Here is a 15,368-nt window from a genome sequence, read left to right as displayed (position 1 = left end):
CATGAGCGATCTCTCGCTGTTGGCCATCGGCCTCACCGTGCTCGCCCTGACCTGCGGCGTCGCCGGTCTGCGGCTCTACTCCTCGGGCCGGGCCGGCCACCGCGAGCTGCTGAGCCGGCTCAGCGACGCGGGGGAGCCGTCCGCCGCCCCGACGGACCCGGCCCCCGGTGGCCGCCGGCGTCCGTTCGCCGGGCTCGACCGCCGGCTGCGGGGCACCGAGTTCGGCCGGCGGCTGCGGCTCAAGCTCCAGTCCACGGGGCTCGACCTCAGCGTCGGCGAGTATGCCGGCTATGTGCTGGGCGCGGTCGCCGGGCTCTGGCTGATCGGCTCCGTGGTGCTGGCGCCGTTCTTCGGCCCGGTCTTCGGCCTGGTGGCGATCTGGGGCTCCAACACCTTCCTCAACTGGCAGCGCACCAAGCGCACCGAGCGGTTCATCGGCCAACTCCCCGAGCTGGCCCGGCTGATCGCCAACGGCACGGCGGCCGGCCTGGCCATGCGCACGGCGCTCTCCATGGCGGCCGAGGAGATGGAGGAGCCGGCGGGCGCCGAGCTCACCATCGTGGCCAACCAGCTGGCCGTCGGCCGGTCCCTGGAGGAGGCCCTGGGCGAGCTGGGCGAGCGGCTGCCGTCCCGCGAGCTGACCGTCCTCGTCTCCACGCTGGTCCTGGCCAACCGCGCGGGCGGCACCATCGTCGCCTCGCTGCGCAACCTCACCACGACGCTGGAGGAGCGCAAGGAGACCAGGCGGGAGGTGCGCACCATGCTCGCCGAGATCAACGCGACGGCGGTGACCATCCCGCTGCTCGGCCTGGGCGCGCTGCTGATGATCAACTCGATGTCGCCCGGCGCGCTGGGCCGCGTCACGTCGAGCGCCGGCGGCCAGATCGCCATGCTGGTGTCGCTCGCGCTGTATGTGGTGGGTTTCGTGGTGGTGCGCAGGTTCGGGCGTATCGATGTCTGAACGAGGCTCGCCGCCGGTCCGGATGCCGCTGTCCTTCGGTGAGAGGCTGGGTCGGTGATGGCGCTGCTGCTTGGTCTGTTGATGGGAGTCGCCGTCTTCGGCGTGGTCGCGGCGATCCGCATGCTGCGGTCCGGCACTCCGCTGCCCGCCGATCTGGCGCTCGCCCTGGAGATCGGCTCCACCCGGGTGACGGCCACCGGCTCCGCCGTCGACCGGCTCGGGATGCGCTTCGCGCCCCTGGTGCTGCGGCTGATGGGGCCGGCCGCCGTCGATCGCAAACGGCGCAAGATCGACCTGGCGGGCCATCCCGGCGGCCTGACCATAGACCGTTACGCCGCCAGGCGCGCCGTCTACGGCGCCTTCGGCCTGGCCACCGCCACGCTGTTCACCGTGGCCGGCTGGCCGCTGTTCGCCCTCTTCGGCCTCGCCTTCGGGCTGTTCGCCGCCGACGCGGCGATCTGGGAGGGCGTGCGCCAGCGGCGCGAGGTGATCGACCGCACGCTCCCCGACTTCCTCGACGTCCTGGCCGTCGTCGTCTCGGCCGGGCTCAGCTTCCGCCAGGCCCTGGACCGGGTCTCCGCACGCTACGAGGGGCCCTGGGCGGACGAGATACGGATCACCCTGCGTCAGATGGACATGGGCGTTCCCCGCCGGCAGGCGTTCGACGAGCTGCGCCGGCGCAACGACTCCGAGCCGGTCAACCAGTTCGTCACCGCGTTGCAGCAGGGCGAGGAGCTGGGCGCGCCGATCGCCGACACCCTCGTCCAGATAGCCAAGGACATGCGCCGGACGGACGCGCAGAACGCCCGCCGAAGGGCCGCGAAGGCCATCCCCAAGGCGACTCTGGCGACCTTGGTCTTCATGGTTCCCGCCACTATGATCATTATTGTCACAGGCATGCTTCTCGGGTCGGGCACCGACTTCCGCGAGCTTCTCGGAGACCGCTGAACGCCGGCCGCCCACCGCGTGGTTGCGCCTTCTGTGCGGCGGCTGTTACGAAGTCGTGGAAGCGCGGCGACGCGCCTCCGCGTAGGCTCATCAGGGAGGGGGTGTCACTATGGCCGAAGGCGACATCGACGTCACATACCAGGACATGCACGACGCGGCTGACCACCTGCTGGAGTCCAAGGACGAGATCCACACCAAGCTGCAAACCCTGCGAACGTACATCCAGGACCTGGTTCGGGACGGATATGTCACCTCCGCCTCATCGGTGGCGTTCGACCAGTCCTACGACGAGTTCAACTCCGGTGCCAGAGACGCCATCGAGGCGCTCCAGGGCATGGCCGACTTCCTCGACGGCGCCGCCGACGGCTATGCCGACCTGGACCGACAGCTGGAGGAAGGGCTCCGCGAATAGCCGCGGGTAGGCTGCTGACGGCCCTCGCCGGCGGGTGACCGCGTGGGTCCTGGGCACTGAGGGGAGCGAACGCCATGACCGACAAATGGGTCGATGCCGTCACCGTCAAGCGTGAGGGCTTCCGGATCAACGTCCCCGACTCCTGGTGGGAGTTCGACCTCCGGCCCGAGACCCGGGACAACAGCATCCGGCGCATGGTCGACGAGCGGGTGCGGGCCAACCCCGAGATGGCCGAACACCGCGACCTCATCGGCGGCTTCCTGCGCAAGCAGGCCAAACACGCCTGGGACAACGGGTCCGTCTACTGCGGCTGCATGGCGCAGAGCTTCGGCGACGGACCCCCGATCACCGCGTCCGTGACGGTCTCCATGATCGGAGCCCGCACGTCGACCGGCGAGATCCTTCCCACCGAGCCATCGGCCATTGTCGGCCAACTCGGCGCGCGGGAGGCCAAGAAGCCGGGAGACGCCTGGCGGGACGTCACGGTCGTCGACATCAAGGACGTCGGCACCGCCGCGCGCACCAAGGGCGTGGAGGACATCAAGGTCCCCAACGACAGCCGCACCGTCCGCGCGGTGCTGATGCAGACGTTCATCCCCGTCCCGGGGGACCAGCAGGCGGTGGCGCTCGTCTCGGGCTCCAGCCAGGTGCTGGACCTCGCGGACTCCTTCTTCGACGTGTTCGACGCCATCACCTCCACGTTCCGCTTCCTCTAGCGGACCCCGGCCGTCCCACGTGCACACTCGTTCCACCCGCTTCACCCGCTTCACTCGCTTCACCCGTTGATCAGTTGAACTACCTACCGGAGGGGAGGGCGGCGCATGTCCGGCAGTGAAGAGAGGATGGCGATCCCGCTCGCCGAACTACAGGAGTTCGCACCGCAGTTGCGTTCCGTAAAGGAGTACATGAACCGGACGGGGGACACCTTCGACCAGTACAACGACTCCTTCGGCGACGACCGGGTGGTCGACGCGCTGGACAGCTTCGTCAGCGGCTGGAAGGACGGCCGCAGCGACATCAGCGAGCAGCTCACCGGCCTGGCCGACATGACGGACACCGTGATCACCACCGTCACCGACTACGAGGACGAGCTGGCGCGCACCCTCCAGGACAGCGGCGGCGAGGGCGGCGGTGGCGGCGAGCAGCAGGCCGTCTGACGCACTCGTCCCGTCCGACCCGTTTCACGGCCCGCCTCGCTGGGCACGTCCTTCCGTGCCCGGTGTGGAGCGTGTGCCGCCCCGGAAGCCCGCCATCCGGCCAACCATGCTCGGGGGCCGGGGACTTGCTGACCTATCGGCACCGAATGTGGCACAGTCAGTGCGGAAGGTGTAGGGGTTGGCCTGCGGGAGGGGGTCGGGCATGGTGCGTCCCGCCATCAACGGGAGCCCCACGAGGCGCCGTTGCCCGCTGCTCCGGATACCCGCACCCCCCCTCCCGCGCTACCGTGGGAGGTGGAGGGGCAGGGCCGACAAAGGCCCGGCTGAGCCGGCGTCGGCCGGAGGAGAGGGACACCATGAGCAGGCTGCTGTCGTACATCAGACACACCATCAACACACGACTCCGCCCCCACACCACCGACCGCGGCGCGGGCTTCGTGGAGTACGCGGGCCTGCTGCTCCTGATCGCGACGGTGGTGGTCGCGGTGGTGTCGTTGAACATTCAGGACGCCATCGCGGACGCGGTCGCGAACGCGGTCGGCAATATTCTCGGCTGATCCCGAGAGGTTCGCGCGGGGCCGTCTTTCCCCTCTATCTCTGGATGATCACTGGCCTGTTGACGTTGGCCCTGCTCTTCTTCGTCTTCGCGCAGGCTGCGGTAACGCGCAGTAGCGCCCAATCTGCCGCTGACGCGGCGGCGTTGGCGGCAGCGGGAGAGTCGAGAGACCAGCTCTTCGACGAGTTTCTCGATGGCCTGGACGACGAGGACGTCGACTTGGGAGACATTCTCGACGGCGACGGCCCACGTACGGACGCGCCATGTCGGCAGGCCGCGCCGCGATTGGCGGAGCGCAACGGGGCCGAGGTGGTGTCGTGTGAAGCGGGCGACATGGAGCTGAGCTACACGGTGCGCGTAAGAACCCTCGAACCGGTCGGCGACTCCCTCATTCCCGCCACCGAGAACGAGCATGCCGAAGCGAGCGCGACCGCCGTGATTCGAGGCCTCTGTGTTCTCACCTCGGACGAGGACGACCGCGTCGAGTTCAGCTGTGAGGAAGATCGGGACTGGTCCTTCGACCCCGGAGACGAGGACGCCTTGCCGGAGGCCCGGGATATGTTCCGCGTTTTTTTGGAAGATTGACCATCGCAGACGAGTTGACAGGCAAAGGAATAGCGCCCGATGGACCTCCGTGATAGCAAATCGCGTCTCATCTTGATCGTTATTGCCCTGGGAGCCGCATTGGTCATCGCTGTGGCCAGTTGCAGCGGTGGCGGGGATGATGACGGTGGCGAGCCGGCGGCGACGCCCAGCGGCGACACCGGCACCCCCGAGGAGGAGCCGGAGGACGACGGCGCCGGGGGCGACGGGGAAGAGCAGAACGGCGATGAGAGCGAGGAGCCGGCGATTCTCGCCACGGTCACCGGCGAGGAGGACATCACCCTGACCGTCACCCGCGCGGAGCGGGAGACCGGAGGGTTCCTGACGGTCGAGGGCACGCTGCACAACGGCAGTGGCGCCGACTGGCGTTCACGAGCCTGGGCAGGCCAGGAGAACGAGTTGGCGGGCAACGACTTCTCCATGGCCGGGGCGACGCTGACCGCCATGGAGGAGGGGAAGCGCTACCTGATCCTGCGTGACACCGAGGGTCGTTGCCTGTGCACCAACTTCGCACTCCATCTGGAGGCCGCGGACACCGTGACCTGGTTCGCCCAGTTCCCGGAACCGGACGCCGCCACCACGCAGGTGGACTTCCAGATCGGCCAGATGCCCCCCGCCACCATCGAGATTCGCTGAGAGGCCAGTAATGCACACGATTCGCCATCAGGCCCGGATCGCCGTGGTCGCCTCGACCGCCGCGGCGGTGTGGGCGTTCGGTGTTCCCCTGGCCGCGGCCGACGAGTCCGACGAGCCCGTGGAACAGCCGCCCGGGTACGAGGCGCCGGCACCGCCCGAGGTCGATCCCGATGCCGCGGGGCTGATGCTGACCGACGGTGCGGCGCTGGCGGATCCGAGGGTGCTCGACGTGAAGTTCGTCGTGCAGGACATCGGAGGCGCTCAGCCTCAGGAAACCGACCCCGAGGTGGAAGAGCCGACCGAAGGGGCCACCGAGCAGCCCACGCGTCCGCCGGAAGAGGACGGGCAGGGGCCCAACGGCGGCGGGGAGCAGCGTGAGGAACGCACCAGCGGTCAGCACAAGTTCACCCTGCAGACCGATGTCCTCTTCGAGCGGGGCAGCGACGAGATCTCGGGAGAGGCCGAGGAAGCGCTCGCCGATGTGGCCGCCGCGATCGAGGAGTACCAGCCGTCCCAGGTGAACATCTTCGGCTTCACGGACGACATCGGCTCCTACGAGAGCGGCGTGACCCTCTCCGAGAACCGCGCCAGGAACACCCATCTGGTGCTCCTGGAACTGCTCACCAACGCCGACACCATCGACTTCAACGTCCGTGGCTACAGCGAGGACTACCCGCTCTACGACAACAACACCGAGGAGGGGCGACAGCAGAACCGCCGAGTGGAGATCTCCTGGCCCACCGGAGAGTGACCTGGGGCCCTCCTCCTGGTCAACGCCTGGCTCGCCCTAGCTGCGGCTCCACTGTGTCGCCGTCGTCAGATAGGTTCGCAGATCCTTGTTGTGTGGATTAGGCGTGACCCGGTTGATCCACAACAGGACAACGTTGTCCTCGGGCGTCTCGAAGCACAGGCCGGTGTTCTCCCTGAGCGTGCGGTCCTCCCAGATGTCGTCGATCGGAATCAGGTGGGGGACGTTGGGGGTGTGGGCCGCCTCGTAACACTCCTCCGCGGTGAGATCGGGATTGTCGATCAGCCCGACGAAAGTCTGCGGGTGGAACTCGATGCCCTGGTCCGTCAGTCCCGCCTCGTCGCAGTAGATGTAGACCATCTCGTCGCCGGTCGCCGGTGACAGACCGACGGCACCGAAGCCGGTGTCCACTGACAGACCGTCGAGATCCACCTCGGTGGCGTTGCCGCCGACACACCGGCCGTCCGAGTTGGACGTGGTGTCCCGATGGAAGATCGGCGCCACGATGTCCAGATCGACGCCTGCCTCGGTCAGTGTGTAGTTCGAGTCAGGGTCGGGTTCCCGGCCCGGTGGGGTGGTCGGGGGGTCGGCCGGTGGGGAGTCCTCGGGGTCGGTGCCGTCGGCGTTGTCGTCCGCCGGCTCGTCGTCGTCGGGGGTGGCCGTGTCGTCGGGGCCGCCCGCGTTGTCGGTGGCGCCGGCCGAGGGGTTGGTGGACTCCGCCTCGGTGCCGGCGAACTTGGTGGCCAGCGCGGCGCCCACGAGCGTGGCGACCACGGCGGTCGCCACCACCAGCAGGACGACGTTCCTGGTCCGCCTGTCAGGACCGTTCGGCGGCGGCGTTCCCGACCCCGACGCCTGGCCCACGGCCGGCGGCGTCGCCGGCGGCCCGAAGGCGCCGGGCGGTGGGGTCGACGGCGGCGGCGGGGTGGCCGGCGGGGTCTGGGGCGCCTCCGGCACCGGCAGCACCGCGTTGCGGCGCGCGGCGACGGCCGCCCCGACCCCGGCCGGCAGCCAGCTCTCGTCACGCTGCAACGTCTGCCCGGGGGACAGCGCCCGGCAGCCCTCGATGATCTGCGCGGGCGTCGGCCGCGCGGTCGGCTCCTTGGCCAGACAGGCCGCGATCAGCCCGTGCAACGCCTCCGGCGCCGCCGACAGGTCCGGCGCCTCCTGCACCATGCGGTACATCATCGCGTGCGCGGCGCCCTCGCCGAACGGATGGCCGCCGGTGGCGGCGAAGTAGGCCACGATGCCCAGCGCGAACACGTCGGCCGCCGGGGTGAGGGAGGTGCCGACGATCTGCTCGGGCGCCATGTAGGCCGGGGTGCCGACGCGGACGTCGGTGCCGGTCAGCGCGGTCACGTCGGCGGCCCTGGCGATCCCGAAGTCGATCACCTTGGGGCCGTCCGCGCTCAGCAGCACGTTGCCGGGCTTGAGGTCCCGGTGCACGATGCCGCTGGAGTGGATCGACTGGAGCGCCTCGGCTATGCCGCCCACCAGCAGCAGCACGGTCTGTGCCGGCAGCGGGCCGTGCGCGGCGAGCACCTCGTGGAGGGAGAGCCCGGGCACGAACGCGGTGGCCAACCAGGGCGCGGCGCCCTCCGTGTTGCTGTCCAGCACCGGCACGGTGTAGATGCCCTGGACCTCGCGCGCGGCCCGCACCTCGTGTTCGAACCTGCGCCGGAACGCCGGGTCGTCGGCGAGCTCCCCGCGCACCACCTTGACGGCGATCGGCTGCCCGCCGGGCGTGAAGGAGAGGTACACGCTGCCCATCCCGCCGGCCCCGAGCCGGGCGACCAGGCGGTATCCGGCGACCTGTTGGGGATCGGCTGGGCCCAGCGGACTGAACTGTGACGGTTCGTGCTGCGCTGCCATGAGTCGATCCCCCTGAGAACCGGTGACGGTACGGTGCATGCTATGAGGTGTCCGGTATCAACCGGCAACGAGGGGTGACGAGTTCAACTGTCCGCATCGACTTTCAACTATCGCGAACCGGGCGTGACCCGCGCCGGCGCCGTCCCGCCCGCCGGTTGGCACCGGCTGCGCTCCCGCACCCGGCTGGGTCGGGGTCCTGAGGTGTGGCGGGCGGCCGAGGAGGCGTTGTTCGACTGGCGTGTGCACCGGGCCGCCTGGGTGCCCGTCGCGGCCGGGACGCCCCGCGCCGCCCCCGGGGTGACGGCCGTGATCACGTTGGGCGTCGGCCCGCTGCGGCTGCTCCGCGCGCCCTGCCGGGTGGTGTGGTGCGTGGCCGAGCCGGACCGGGTGGGGTTCGCCTACGGCACGCTGCGCGGCCATCCGGAGTCCGGTGAGGAGTCGTTCGTCCTTGAGCGGGAGCCGGACGGTTCGGTGTGGCTCGCGGTGACCGCGATCAGCCGGCCCGCCGCCTGGTACATGCGGTTGGCCGGCCCGCTGGGGCGGCTGGCGCGGGGCTTTGTGGGCCGCCGCTACGGTCGTGTGCTGCGCCGGCTCAGCGCCGGGTGACGCCCCGCGCGTCCACGGTGGTCGTTCCGCGTCGTCACCCCGTCCGAGCTGCGGCGAAGGCGCCCGTTCCCGGAGCGGCGACGCTGGTGGTGTGCGGTATGGTTCCGTCGTGTTGGCCCTGGTCGACACCGTGGATGCCAGCGTCGCCACACCCACCCCGGCGACGGCTGGCCGGGCGGATCGTGAGCTACCCCCCCTGCTCCGATCCGACCACTCGACGGGTCGGTCCGCCCCTCTCCCCCAATGGCGCGGACCGGCCCGCTTGGCGTTTTTGTCATCTCTTCCGTGCGCCTGTCCACAGCCGCCCCGCCCGAGGGCCGGGACCAGGCCGTACGCTCGGGCCGTGCCCTACCTGCTGATCGCCGTCGCCAGCTGCTTCGGCGCGCTGGCCGGACCGCTGCTGGTGCGCCCCGGCTACCGCTTGTCCGTCGAGCCCGAGCGGTCCTGGCGTTCGGACTGTCCGGCCGGCCACCCCCTGGAGCGGGGCGCGGCCGGCTGGGTGGGCTCCGGCCGCTGCCCCGGCTGCGTGGCACAGGACGGCCCGCGCTATGGCGGGTCGGCCGTCCGGCTGGCCGCGGTGACCGCCGGCTGCTGCGGGGTGCTGGCCGCCGCGGTCGGGGGGCGGCCGGAGGTGGCCGTGTGGCTGCTGGCCGTGCCACCGCTGGTGCTGCTCGCCGCCGTGGATCTGTCGGTGCAGCGGCTCCCGGACGTGCTCACGCTCCCCCTGGCCGGGGCCCTCGCCGTCGCCCTGGGGGTGTGCGCGCTGCTGCCGGGGGCGGACGGCAGTTGGCCGCGCGCCCTGGCCGGCGGCGGGGTGCTCACCGGGGTGTACTTCCTGCTCTTCCTGATCAACCCCAGGGGCATGGGGTTCGGGGATGTGAAGCTGGCGGCCTCGATCGGTCTCGTCCTCGGTTGGTACGGATGGGACCACGTGTTCTTCGGCACGTTCGTCGGCTTCCTGCTGGCGGCCGGCTACGGCCTCTCCCTGGTGCTGACCGGTCGGGCGTCTCGCAGGACGCCGGTGCCCTTCGGCCCCTTCATGGCGCTGGGCGCGCTGGGCTCGTTGGTGGTGGCGGGACTCGCCGGTTAATTCAGCCGTCGCCGTGGGCGCGACCCACGGCCCGATGCGTTACGGTGGAAACCCCCCCTCGGGCCGGTCCGTAACCCCCCCCACGGACCGGCCCGCTTTCTGTCTCCCGGCGGTGCCCCTCGTTCCCGCCGAGCGCCCCGTGTCGTTCTTCCCCTTTACTCTCTCCCTCTCTCCTGCCGTGCCGTGTCCCGCCGTCCCCCGCCCGGCGGCTGGCTGGATCCCCCGGTGTCGGCGCTCGGGGTGGCCGGGCGGCAGTAGAGTTCCGGGCACCGGGAGCGGGCAAGAGGGGTTGGATCAGAGGCGATGAGGAACAGGCTGTACGAGACGCTGCGGCGACTGGCCGTCAGGCTGTACGCGCGACGCGTGGAGGGACGGCTCGACACCGCCGGAGCCCCCAAGCACATCGGGGTGATCCTGGACGGCAACCGCCGGTGGGCCAAGGCGTCCGGCGGCAGGACGCAGCAGGGATACGAGGCGGGCGCCGCCAAGATCAGGGAACTGCTGGGGTGGTGCGCCGAGACGGATGTGGAGGTGGTCACCCTGTGGCTGCTGTCCACGGACAACCTCAACCGGGAGCCCGCACAGCTTGAGGTGCTGCTCTCCGTCGTCGAGGGCGCGGTCCGCGACCTGGCCGAGGACGGCCGCTGGCGCGTCCACCACGTGGGCGCGGCCGAGGCGCTGCCGGAGCGGACGCGCAAGGTGCTGCGGGAGGCGGAGGACCTGGCGGGGGACCGCGACGGGATACTGGTCAACGTCGCCGTGGGCTACGGCGGTCGGCAGGAGATCACCGACGCGGTCCGCTCGCTGCTGGCCAAGCGGGCGGTGGAGGGCCAGTCGCTGGCCGAGGTGGCGGAGGGGCTCAGCGTCGAGGACATCTCGGAGCACCTCTATACCCGGGGCCAGCCGGACCCCGACCTGGTGATCAGGACCAGCGGCGAGCAGCGGCTGTCCGGGTTCATGCTCTGGCAGAGCGCGCACTCCGAGTACTACTTCTGCGAGGTGTACTGGCCCGCCTTCCGCAAGGTGGACTTCCTGCGGGCGCTGCGTGACTATGCCGCCAGGCACCGCAGGTACGGCGTCTGAGCCACGTCGAGGAACGTCGCCATGCCCGGGGTGGCCCCGGGCGGCATACGTGGACGTGTGCCGGGGACGGTCGGTGGCGGGGCCGGGCCGCGGGTCCCGAGGGAGAGCGTTTCGAGCGTCCGTCCGAGCGGACGGTCGCATGAGATGTGCGGTGTGCGGGCATATTCACGGCGGACCGTGCCGACGTACGGTCCGCCGGGAGGCCCGTTTGCGCACCACGGACATGGACCAGGCCCGGCGCCGGGCCCGTGCGTGCACGCGGGCCGGGGCCGGCCGTCAGACCCCCGGCGCCCTGGGCGCCTCGATTCCCGCACCTCTTCCGAGGGGGTTCGTCCACACGTGGCCATCAGCAAGAAGCGCGCTCATGACCGGCGCATGTACGTCCTCGACACCAGTGTCCTGCTCGCCGACCCCGCGGCACTCACCCGGTTCGACGAACACGAGGTGGTCCTGCCCGTCGTCGTCATCTCCGAGTTGGAGGCGAAGCGACACCACCCGGAGCTGGGCTATTTCGCCCGTCAGGTGCTCAGGCGCCTGGACGACTACCGGGTGCGGTACGGCCGGCTCGACACCCCACTGCCGATCGGCGACCTCGGCGGCACCCTGCGGGTCGAGCTGAACCACTCGGACCCGGCGATCCTGCCGCCCGCGATGCTCAACGAGCGGGGTCGGCTGGCTGACAACGACTCCCGCATTCTGGCCGTGGCCCGCAACCTGCAGGCCGAGGGGCACGATGTCACGGTGGTCTCCAAGGACCTCCCGCTGCGCATCAAGGCATCCTCGGTTGGCCTCGCCGCCGAGGAGTACCGCGCGGAGCTCGCCATCACCGACGCCGACGGCTGGACCGGCCTCGAAGAGGTCACGCTGGGCGGCGAGGCGGTGGACGAGCTCTTCGCCAACGAGTCCGTCCACGACCCGGGGGTGGCCGATCTCCCGGTCCACACCGGGCTGGTGATCTCCTCCGAGCGGGGGCGGGCCCTGGGCCGGGTGGCGCCGGACGGCAGCGTCCGGCTGGTGCGCGGGGATCGGGAGGCGTTCGGCATCCACGGCCGCAGTGCCGAGCAGCGCATCGCGCTCGATCTGCTGCTCGATCCGGATGTGGGCATCGTCTCGATGGGCGGCCGGGCCGGCACCGGCAAGTCGGCGCTGGCGCTGTGCGCCGGTCTTGAGGCGGTCTTGGAGCGCAGGCAGCACAGCAAGGTGATGGTGTTCCGTCCGCTGTACGCGGTGGGCGGCCAGGATCTGGGCTATCTGCCGGGCACCGAGGCAGAGAAGATGAACCCCTGGGCTCAGGCTGTCTTCGACACGCTCTCCGCCGTGACCACCCGGGAGGTCATCGAGGAAGTGGTGGCGCGCGGCATGTTGGAAGTCCTGCCGCTCACCCATATCCGCGGGCGTTCCCTGCACGACGCCTTTGTCATCGTGGACGAGGCACAGTCCCTGGAGCGCAATGTCCTGCTGACGGTGCTCTCCCGCATCGGACAGGGCTCCCGGGTGGTGCTCACGCACGATGTGGCCCAGCGGGACAACCTCCGGGTGGGGCGCTACGACGGAGTGGTCGCCGTGGTGGAGAAGCTCAAGGGGCATCCGCTCTTCGCCCATGTGACGCTGACCCGTTCGGAGCGCTCCCCGATCGCCGCCCTGGTCACCGAGATGCTGGAGGACGGCCGCGTCTGACCGCGTGAGGACGGCCGGGCACCGCCTCCGTCACGAACGCCTCTCCAAGGGACAGTTGGCGCAACCCCTGGCGCACCCGTCGATATCCGGCGGGTGCGCCGCCCAATGCGGACGAGTTGGGCGCGCCCCGGCGAATGGGGCGATAGGGCGACGATCCCTCCGCGTCGTGATCACTTTGTGATGCTTAACCGCAGGCGGGGCGCTGTTTCGCGGAATTCCGCAGCTGGCAAGGGGCAACCGCGTGTGACCTTTCCCACAGAGGGCTGAATTGCTTCCCGGTGTCGGTCTCCGGCAGTGTGTGCCTCTGTCAGGCCCCGCATACGGCGGTGGAGCCCCCCAAGGGCCCCGCAGGGACAGTGTTTTACGTTCTACCTTTCAGTCCTGAACAACTGAACAGTCGCGAGCCGTATGCCGCCCGAAGCACCATGTGGGCCCCCGTCGTCAGACGGTGGGCTCCGACCGGGCCAGCGCCTCCTGGTTGGAAGCAACAGGGGAGGCCCGTGTCAGGGGCACGATTGCGCCCACGTGGTCGTTCGCGTGGACGATGTCGGAAGGAAACCGTGTGACCGGGATTTCGGTCCGGGGATTCGCGGTGGCGTCCGCCACCGCGGTGACCAGCGTCGGCGCTGCCGTCGGTGTCGCTTCGGGAGACCAGCAGGCCTCCGTTGACGACATCGGGGTTGTCGCGGCAGACGCGACACTGCTCGCTGAGATACCCGCTGGCACGAACGCCCAGCTGCACACCGTCTCGTTGACCCAGCAGGCGGAGTCGCAGTCCACCGCGGCGGAGGCGGAGGTTCGCCGTGCCGCCCAGGAGGCGGCCCGGGTCGCGGCAGCGGAGGACGCCCAGGAGCGTCACGACGCCGCGGAGCGGGAGCGTGAGCGGGAGGCCGCCGAGCAGGCCGAGCGGGAGGCCGCCGCGGAGCGCGCCGCCCAGGAGGCGCAGAGCGCCAGTGCCTCGGCTGACATCCCCGTGCAGTCTTCGTATACCAAGGCCGAGATTCAGGCCATGGCGCGGCAGATCGTGGCGGCGGACCAGTTCCAGTGCTTCTCCGACATCGTCGAGCGCGAGAGCGGCTGGAACCACACCGCCACCAACCCCTCCTCCGGCGCCTACGGCCTGATGCAGGCGCTGCCGGGCTCCAAGATGTCGTCCGCCGGCTCCGACTGGCAGACCAACCCGGCCACCCAGATCCGCTGGGGCGTGAACTACATGGAGAGCCGCTACGGCAGCCCGTGTGGTGCCTGGGAGTTCTGGCAGGCCAACCACTGGTACTGAGCCGTCACCAGGCGCGCCAGCGCGCGACTTCGCGAGGTCCCCATGCCGAAGAGGGCATGGGGACCTCGCGCGTCGTGGCCCCGTGGCCTCCCCGCCCCGGCGCGGGGAGGTGACGGCCGGCGATCCGGATGCCCGGGCTGCCCCCCGAGTGTCGGCGGCGCGCGGTAACGTCATTCCCCGCACTGCGGTGAAAACAGGGGGGCGGAGGAGAGTGATGTCACGTCTGGGTCGGCTGCGAACCGGGATCTCGCGTGCGGTGTCGCGGGTGTCCGGTTTCCGGGCAGCCGCCGAACGCGAACAGGAGCGCAGGGAGCGGGAGGCGGGCGATCAGGGATCGGCCGCCGTGGGCTACGCGGCGAGGGACTACGGCGCCAGGGGTGAGGGCTCCGATCCCGCGGCGGCCGACGCCCCTGGGGAGCGGTTGGAGGCCAAGGCCCGCAAGGCGGTGTTGGCCGGCAGCCCGAAGCTCCATCCGCCGGGGGGCGGCGAGCCGCCTGGCGGGCGCGGGTCGATGGCGGGGCCCGAGCGGCCCGAGCCGGCGGCGGCCATCCCGTGGGGGGTCCGGGTGGCGGCCGAGGCCGGCTGGCGGACCCTGGTGCTGGCCGCGGTCATCTGGGTGCTGATCCAGGTGGTGAGCGCCGTCAGCCTGTTGGTGATCTCGTTCGCCGCCGGGCTGCTGATCACGGCGCTGCTCCAGCCGTTCGTCGGCTGGCTCAAGCGGATGGGCTTCAGCGGCGGCGCCGCCACGGCGGTCACCGCCTTCGGTGGCTTCGGCGTGATGGGCCTGATCGGCTGGTTCGTGGTCTGGCAGGTCGTGGACAACTCCGACCGGCTGGTGGACCAGGTGCAGGAGGGCATCGAGGAACTGCGCGACTGGGTCCTCGAACTGCCCTTCGACATCACCGAGGAGAACCTCGACCAGTGGGTCACCGACCTCAACGAGTGGATAAGGAACCACAGCGACGAGCTGACCTCGGCCGGCCTCGAAGGCGTCAACTACGCGGTGCAGTTCTTCACGGGCGCCGGTCTGACGCTCTTCGTGGTGCTGTTCCTGCTCTATGACGGCGGCGGGGTCTGGCAGTGGTTCCTGCGGCTGGTGCCCAGGGCGGCCAGGGACAGCGTCGCCGGGGCCGGGCCCCGGGCCTGGATCACGCTCACGGGCTATGTCCGGGGCACGGTGATAGTGGCTCTGATCGACGCGATCGGCATCGGCATCGGGCTCTTCATCATCGATGTGCCGATGGCCGTGCCACTGGCGGTGATCGTCTTCCTCTCCGCCTTCGTCCCCCTGGTGGGAGCGATCGCCTCGGGAGCGTTGGCCGTGATGGTGGCGCTGGTCACCAACGGTGTGGTCGACGCGCTGCTGGTGCTGGGCGTGGTGCTGCTGGTCCAGCAGATCGAGGGCAACGTGTTGCAGCCGTTCATCCTGGGGCGGATGGTGCGGGTGCATCCGCTGGCGGTGGTGCTGGCGGTCGGTGCCGGCACCATGCTCGCCGGTATCCCGGGGGCCGTGGTCGCCGTGCCGCTGATCGCCGTGGTCAACACGGTGGTGGGCTATCTCCGCGCCTATCAGGAGGAGGCGGATCGCCGCGCCGGATTCGACGGCAGCGGCGCGACCGTCGCCGAGCTGGCGCCGGTGCAGCCCCCGGTGCCCGAATCGGCGCTGGAGTCCCCGGCCGACCCCGAGGGGCGCGAGCCCCGCTGAGCCGGCCGTCCGGGGCGCGCTCCCTCCCGGGAGGG

16 protein-coding genes are annotated in these 15,368 nt (G+C 70.7%); 15 read left to right on the top strand and 1 reads right to left on the bottom strand.

The annotated features are described in order from the left end of the window. The first annotated feature begins 1 nt into the window (after position 1). The 9 genes from K4G22_RS09590 (at position 2) to K4G22_RS09550 (ending at position 6,024) form a co-directional block, all read left to right on the top strand. The gene (locus tag K4G22_RS09590) at positions 2 to 961 is read left to right on the top strand and encodes a type II secretion system F family protein (protein WP_228079461.1); all 960 of its coding nucleotides are present in this window, start codon (positions 2 to 4) and stop codon (positions 959 to 961) included. Positions 962 to 1,018: 57 nt separating this feature from the next. Continuing rightward, the gene (locus K4G22_RS09585; RefSeq protein ID WP_228079460.1) at positions 1,019 to 1,909 is read left to right on the top strand and encodes a DUF5936 domain-containing protein; all 891 of its coding nucleotides are present in this window, start codon (positions 1,019 to 1,021) and stop codon (positions 1,907 to 1,909) included. Positions 1,910 to 2,018: 109 nt separating this feature from the next. Continuing rightward, the gene (locus tag K4G22_RS09580) at positions 2,019 to 2,321 is read left to right on the top strand and encodes a WXG100 family type VII secretion target (protein ID WP_228079459.1); all 303 of its coding nucleotides are present in this window, start codon (positions 2,019 to 2,021) and stop codon (positions 2,319 to 2,321) included. A 74-nt stretch (positions 2,322 to 2,395) separates the two neighbouring features. After that, complete coding sequence (locus tag K4G22_RS09575; RefSeq protein WP_228079458.1) at positions 2,396 to 3,037, top strand: hypothetical protein; 642 nt, start codon at positions 2,396 to 2,398, stop codon at positions 3,035 to 3,037. A gap of 105 nt (positions 3,038 to 3,142) precedes the next feature. Beyond that, positions 3,143 to 3,478, top strand: coding sequence for a hypothetical protein (locus K4G22_RS09570; RefSeq protein WP_228079457.1), 336 nt, complete (start codon positions 3,143 to 3,145; stop codon positions 3,476 to 3,478). A 356-nt stretch (positions 3,479 to 3,834) separates the two neighbouring features. Further along, on the top strand, positions 3,835 to 4,035 hold the full coding sequence (locus K4G22_RS09565; RefSeq protein ID WP_228084293.1) for a hypothetical protein: 201 nt from the start codon (positions 3,835 to 3,837) through the stop codon (positions 4,033 to 4,035). Next, positions 4,032 to 4,619: a pilus assembly protein TadG-related protein gene (locus K4G22_RS09560; protein WP_228084022.1), complete on the top strand. Its 588-nt coding sequence runs from the start codon at positions 4,032 to 4,034 to the stop codon at positions 4,617 to 4,619. Before K4G22_RS09565 ends, K4G22_RS09560 begins: the two co-directional genes overlap by 4 nt. 99 nt (positions 4,620 to 4,718) lie before the next feature. Then, positions 4,719 to 5,273 (top strand): hypothetical protein, encoded by a 555-nt coding sequence (locus tag K4G22_RS09555; protein ID WP_228079456.1) that lies wholly within the window; start codon positions 4,719 to 4,721, stop codon positions 5,271 to 5,273. A gap of 10 nt (positions 5,274 to 5,283) precedes the next feature. Further along, the gene (locus K4G22_RS09550) at positions 5,284 to 6,024 is read left to right on the top strand and encodes an OmpA family protein (protein ID WP_228079455.1); all 741 of its coding nucleotides are present in this window, start codon (positions 5,284 to 5,286) and stop codon (positions 6,022 to 6,024) included. 36 nt (positions 6,025 to 6,060) lie between these two features. Here the strand turns inward: K4G22_RS09550 and K4G22_RS09545 are convergent, their stop codons facing one another. Then, on the bottom strand, positions 6,061 to 7,893 hold the full coding sequence (locus K4G22_RS09545) for a serine/threonine-protein kinase (protein ID WP_228079454.1): 1,833 nt from the start codon (positions 7,891 to 7,893) through the stop codon (positions 6,061 to 6,063). Positions 7,894 to 7,980: 87 nt separating this feature from the next. On the opposite strand from K4G22_RS09545, the gene K4G22_RS09540 reads away from it, so the two are divergent. From K4G22_RS09540 to K4G22_RS09515, 6 genes are all read left to right on the top strand, one after another. Further along, positions 7,981 to 8,499 carry a DUF1990 domain-containing protein gene (locus tag K4G22_RS09540; RefSeq protein ID WP_265590265.1) on the top strand — a complete coding sequence of 173 codons (519 nt, stop codon included), beginning with the start codon at positions 7,981 to 7,983 and terminating at the stop codon, positions 8,497 to 8,499. A gap of 343 nt (positions 8,500 to 8,842) precedes the next feature. Next, positions 8,843 to 9,589 carry a prepilin peptidase gene (locus tag K4G22_RS09535; RefSeq protein ID WP_228079452.1) on the top strand — a complete coding sequence of 249 codons (747 nt, stop codon included), beginning with the start codon at positions 8,843 to 8,845 and terminating at the stop codon, positions 9,587 to 9,589. Between the two features lie 303 nt (positions 9,590 to 9,892). Next, positions 9,893 to 10,672 (top strand): isoprenyl transferase, encoded by a 780-nt coding sequence (locus K4G22_RS09530; RefSeq protein WP_228079451.1) that lies wholly within the window; start codon positions 9,893 to 9,895, stop codon positions 10,670 to 10,672. Positions 10,673 to 11,047: 375 nt separating this feature from the next. Further along, entirely contained in the window at positions 11,048 to 12,349 is a 1,302-nt protein-coding gene (phoH2, locus tag K4G22_RS09525; RefSeq protein WP_228084021.1) for an RNA 5'-3' helicase PhoH2, read from the top strand. A gap of 562 nt (positions 12,350 to 12,911) precedes the next feature. Beyond that, positions 12,912 to 13,628, top strand: a complete 717-nt coding sequence (locus tag K4G22_RS09520; RefSeq protein ID WP_228079450.1) for an aggregation-promoting factor C-terminal-like domain-containing protein — start codon at positions 12,912 to 12,914, stop codon at positions 13,626 to 13,628. 214 nt (positions 13,629 to 13,842) lie between these two features. Next, complete coding sequence (locus K4G22_RS09515) at positions 13,843 to 15,333, top strand: AI-2E family transporter (protein WP_228079449.1); 1,491 nt, start codon at positions 13,843 to 13,845, stop codon at positions 15,331 to 15,333. Positions 15,334 to 15,368: the final 35 nt, after the last annotated feature.

The sequence above is a fragment of the Streptomyces profundus genome, from assembly GCF_020740535.1.
Taxonomy (GTDB): domain Bacteria; phylum Actinomycetota; class Actinomycetes; order Streptomycetales; family Streptomycetaceae; genus Streptomyces; species Streptomyces profundus.
The sequence above is the reverse complement of the archived record's forward strand: the minus strand, read 5'-3'. Positions and strand labels throughout refer to the sequence as shown.

What these genes read in the sequence shown, in the direction of transcription:
- K4G22_RS09590 (WP_228079461.1), top strand. Translation starts at nt 2, where the DNA reads ATGAGCGATCTCTCGCTGTTGGCCATCGGCCTCACCGTGCTCGCCCTG.
- K4G22_RS09515 (WP_228079449.1), top strand. Translation starts at nt 13,843, where the DNA reads ATGTCACGTCTGGGTCGGCTGCGAACCGGGATCTCGCGTGCGGTGTCG.
- K4G22_RS09530 (WP_228079451.1), top strand. Translation starts at nt 9,893, where the DNA reads ATGAGGAACAGGCTGTACGAGACGCTGCGGCGACTGGCCGTCAGGCTG.
- K4G22_RS09580 (WP_228079459.1), top strand. Translation starts at nt 2,019, where the DNA reads ATGGCCGAAGGCGACATCGACGTCACATACCAGGACATGCACGACGCG.
- K4G22_RS09545 (WP_228079454.1), bottom strand. Translation starts at nt 7,893, where the DNA reads ATGGCAGCGCAGCACGAACCGTCACAGTTCAGTCCGCTGGGCCCAGCC.
- K4G22_RS09570 (WP_228079457.1), top strand. Translation starts at nt 3,143, where the DNA reads ATGTCCGGCAGTGAAGAGAGGATGGCGATCCCGCTCGCCGAACTACAG.
- K4G22_RS09585 (WP_228079460.1), top strand. Translation starts at nt 1,019, where the DNA reads ATGGCGCTGCTGCTTGGTCTGTTGATGGGAGTCGCCGTCTTCGGCGTG.
- K4G22_RS09565 (WP_228084293.1), top strand. Translation starts at nt 3,835, where the DNA reads ATGAGCAGGCTGCTGTCGTACATCAGACACACCATCAACACACGACTC.
- K4G22_RS09550 (WP_228079455.1), top strand. Translation starts at nt 5,284, where the DNA reads ATGCACACGATTCGCCATCAGGCCCGGATCGCCGTGGTCGCCTCGACC.
- K4G22_RS09575 (WP_228079458.1), top strand. Translation starts at nt 2,396, where the DNA reads ATGACCGACAAATGGGTCGATGCCGTCACCGTCAAGCGTGAGGGCTTC.
- phoH2 (WP_228084021.1), top strand. Translation starts at nt 11,048, where the DNA reads ATGTACGTCCTCGACACCAGTGTCCTGCTCGCCGACCCCGCGGCACTC.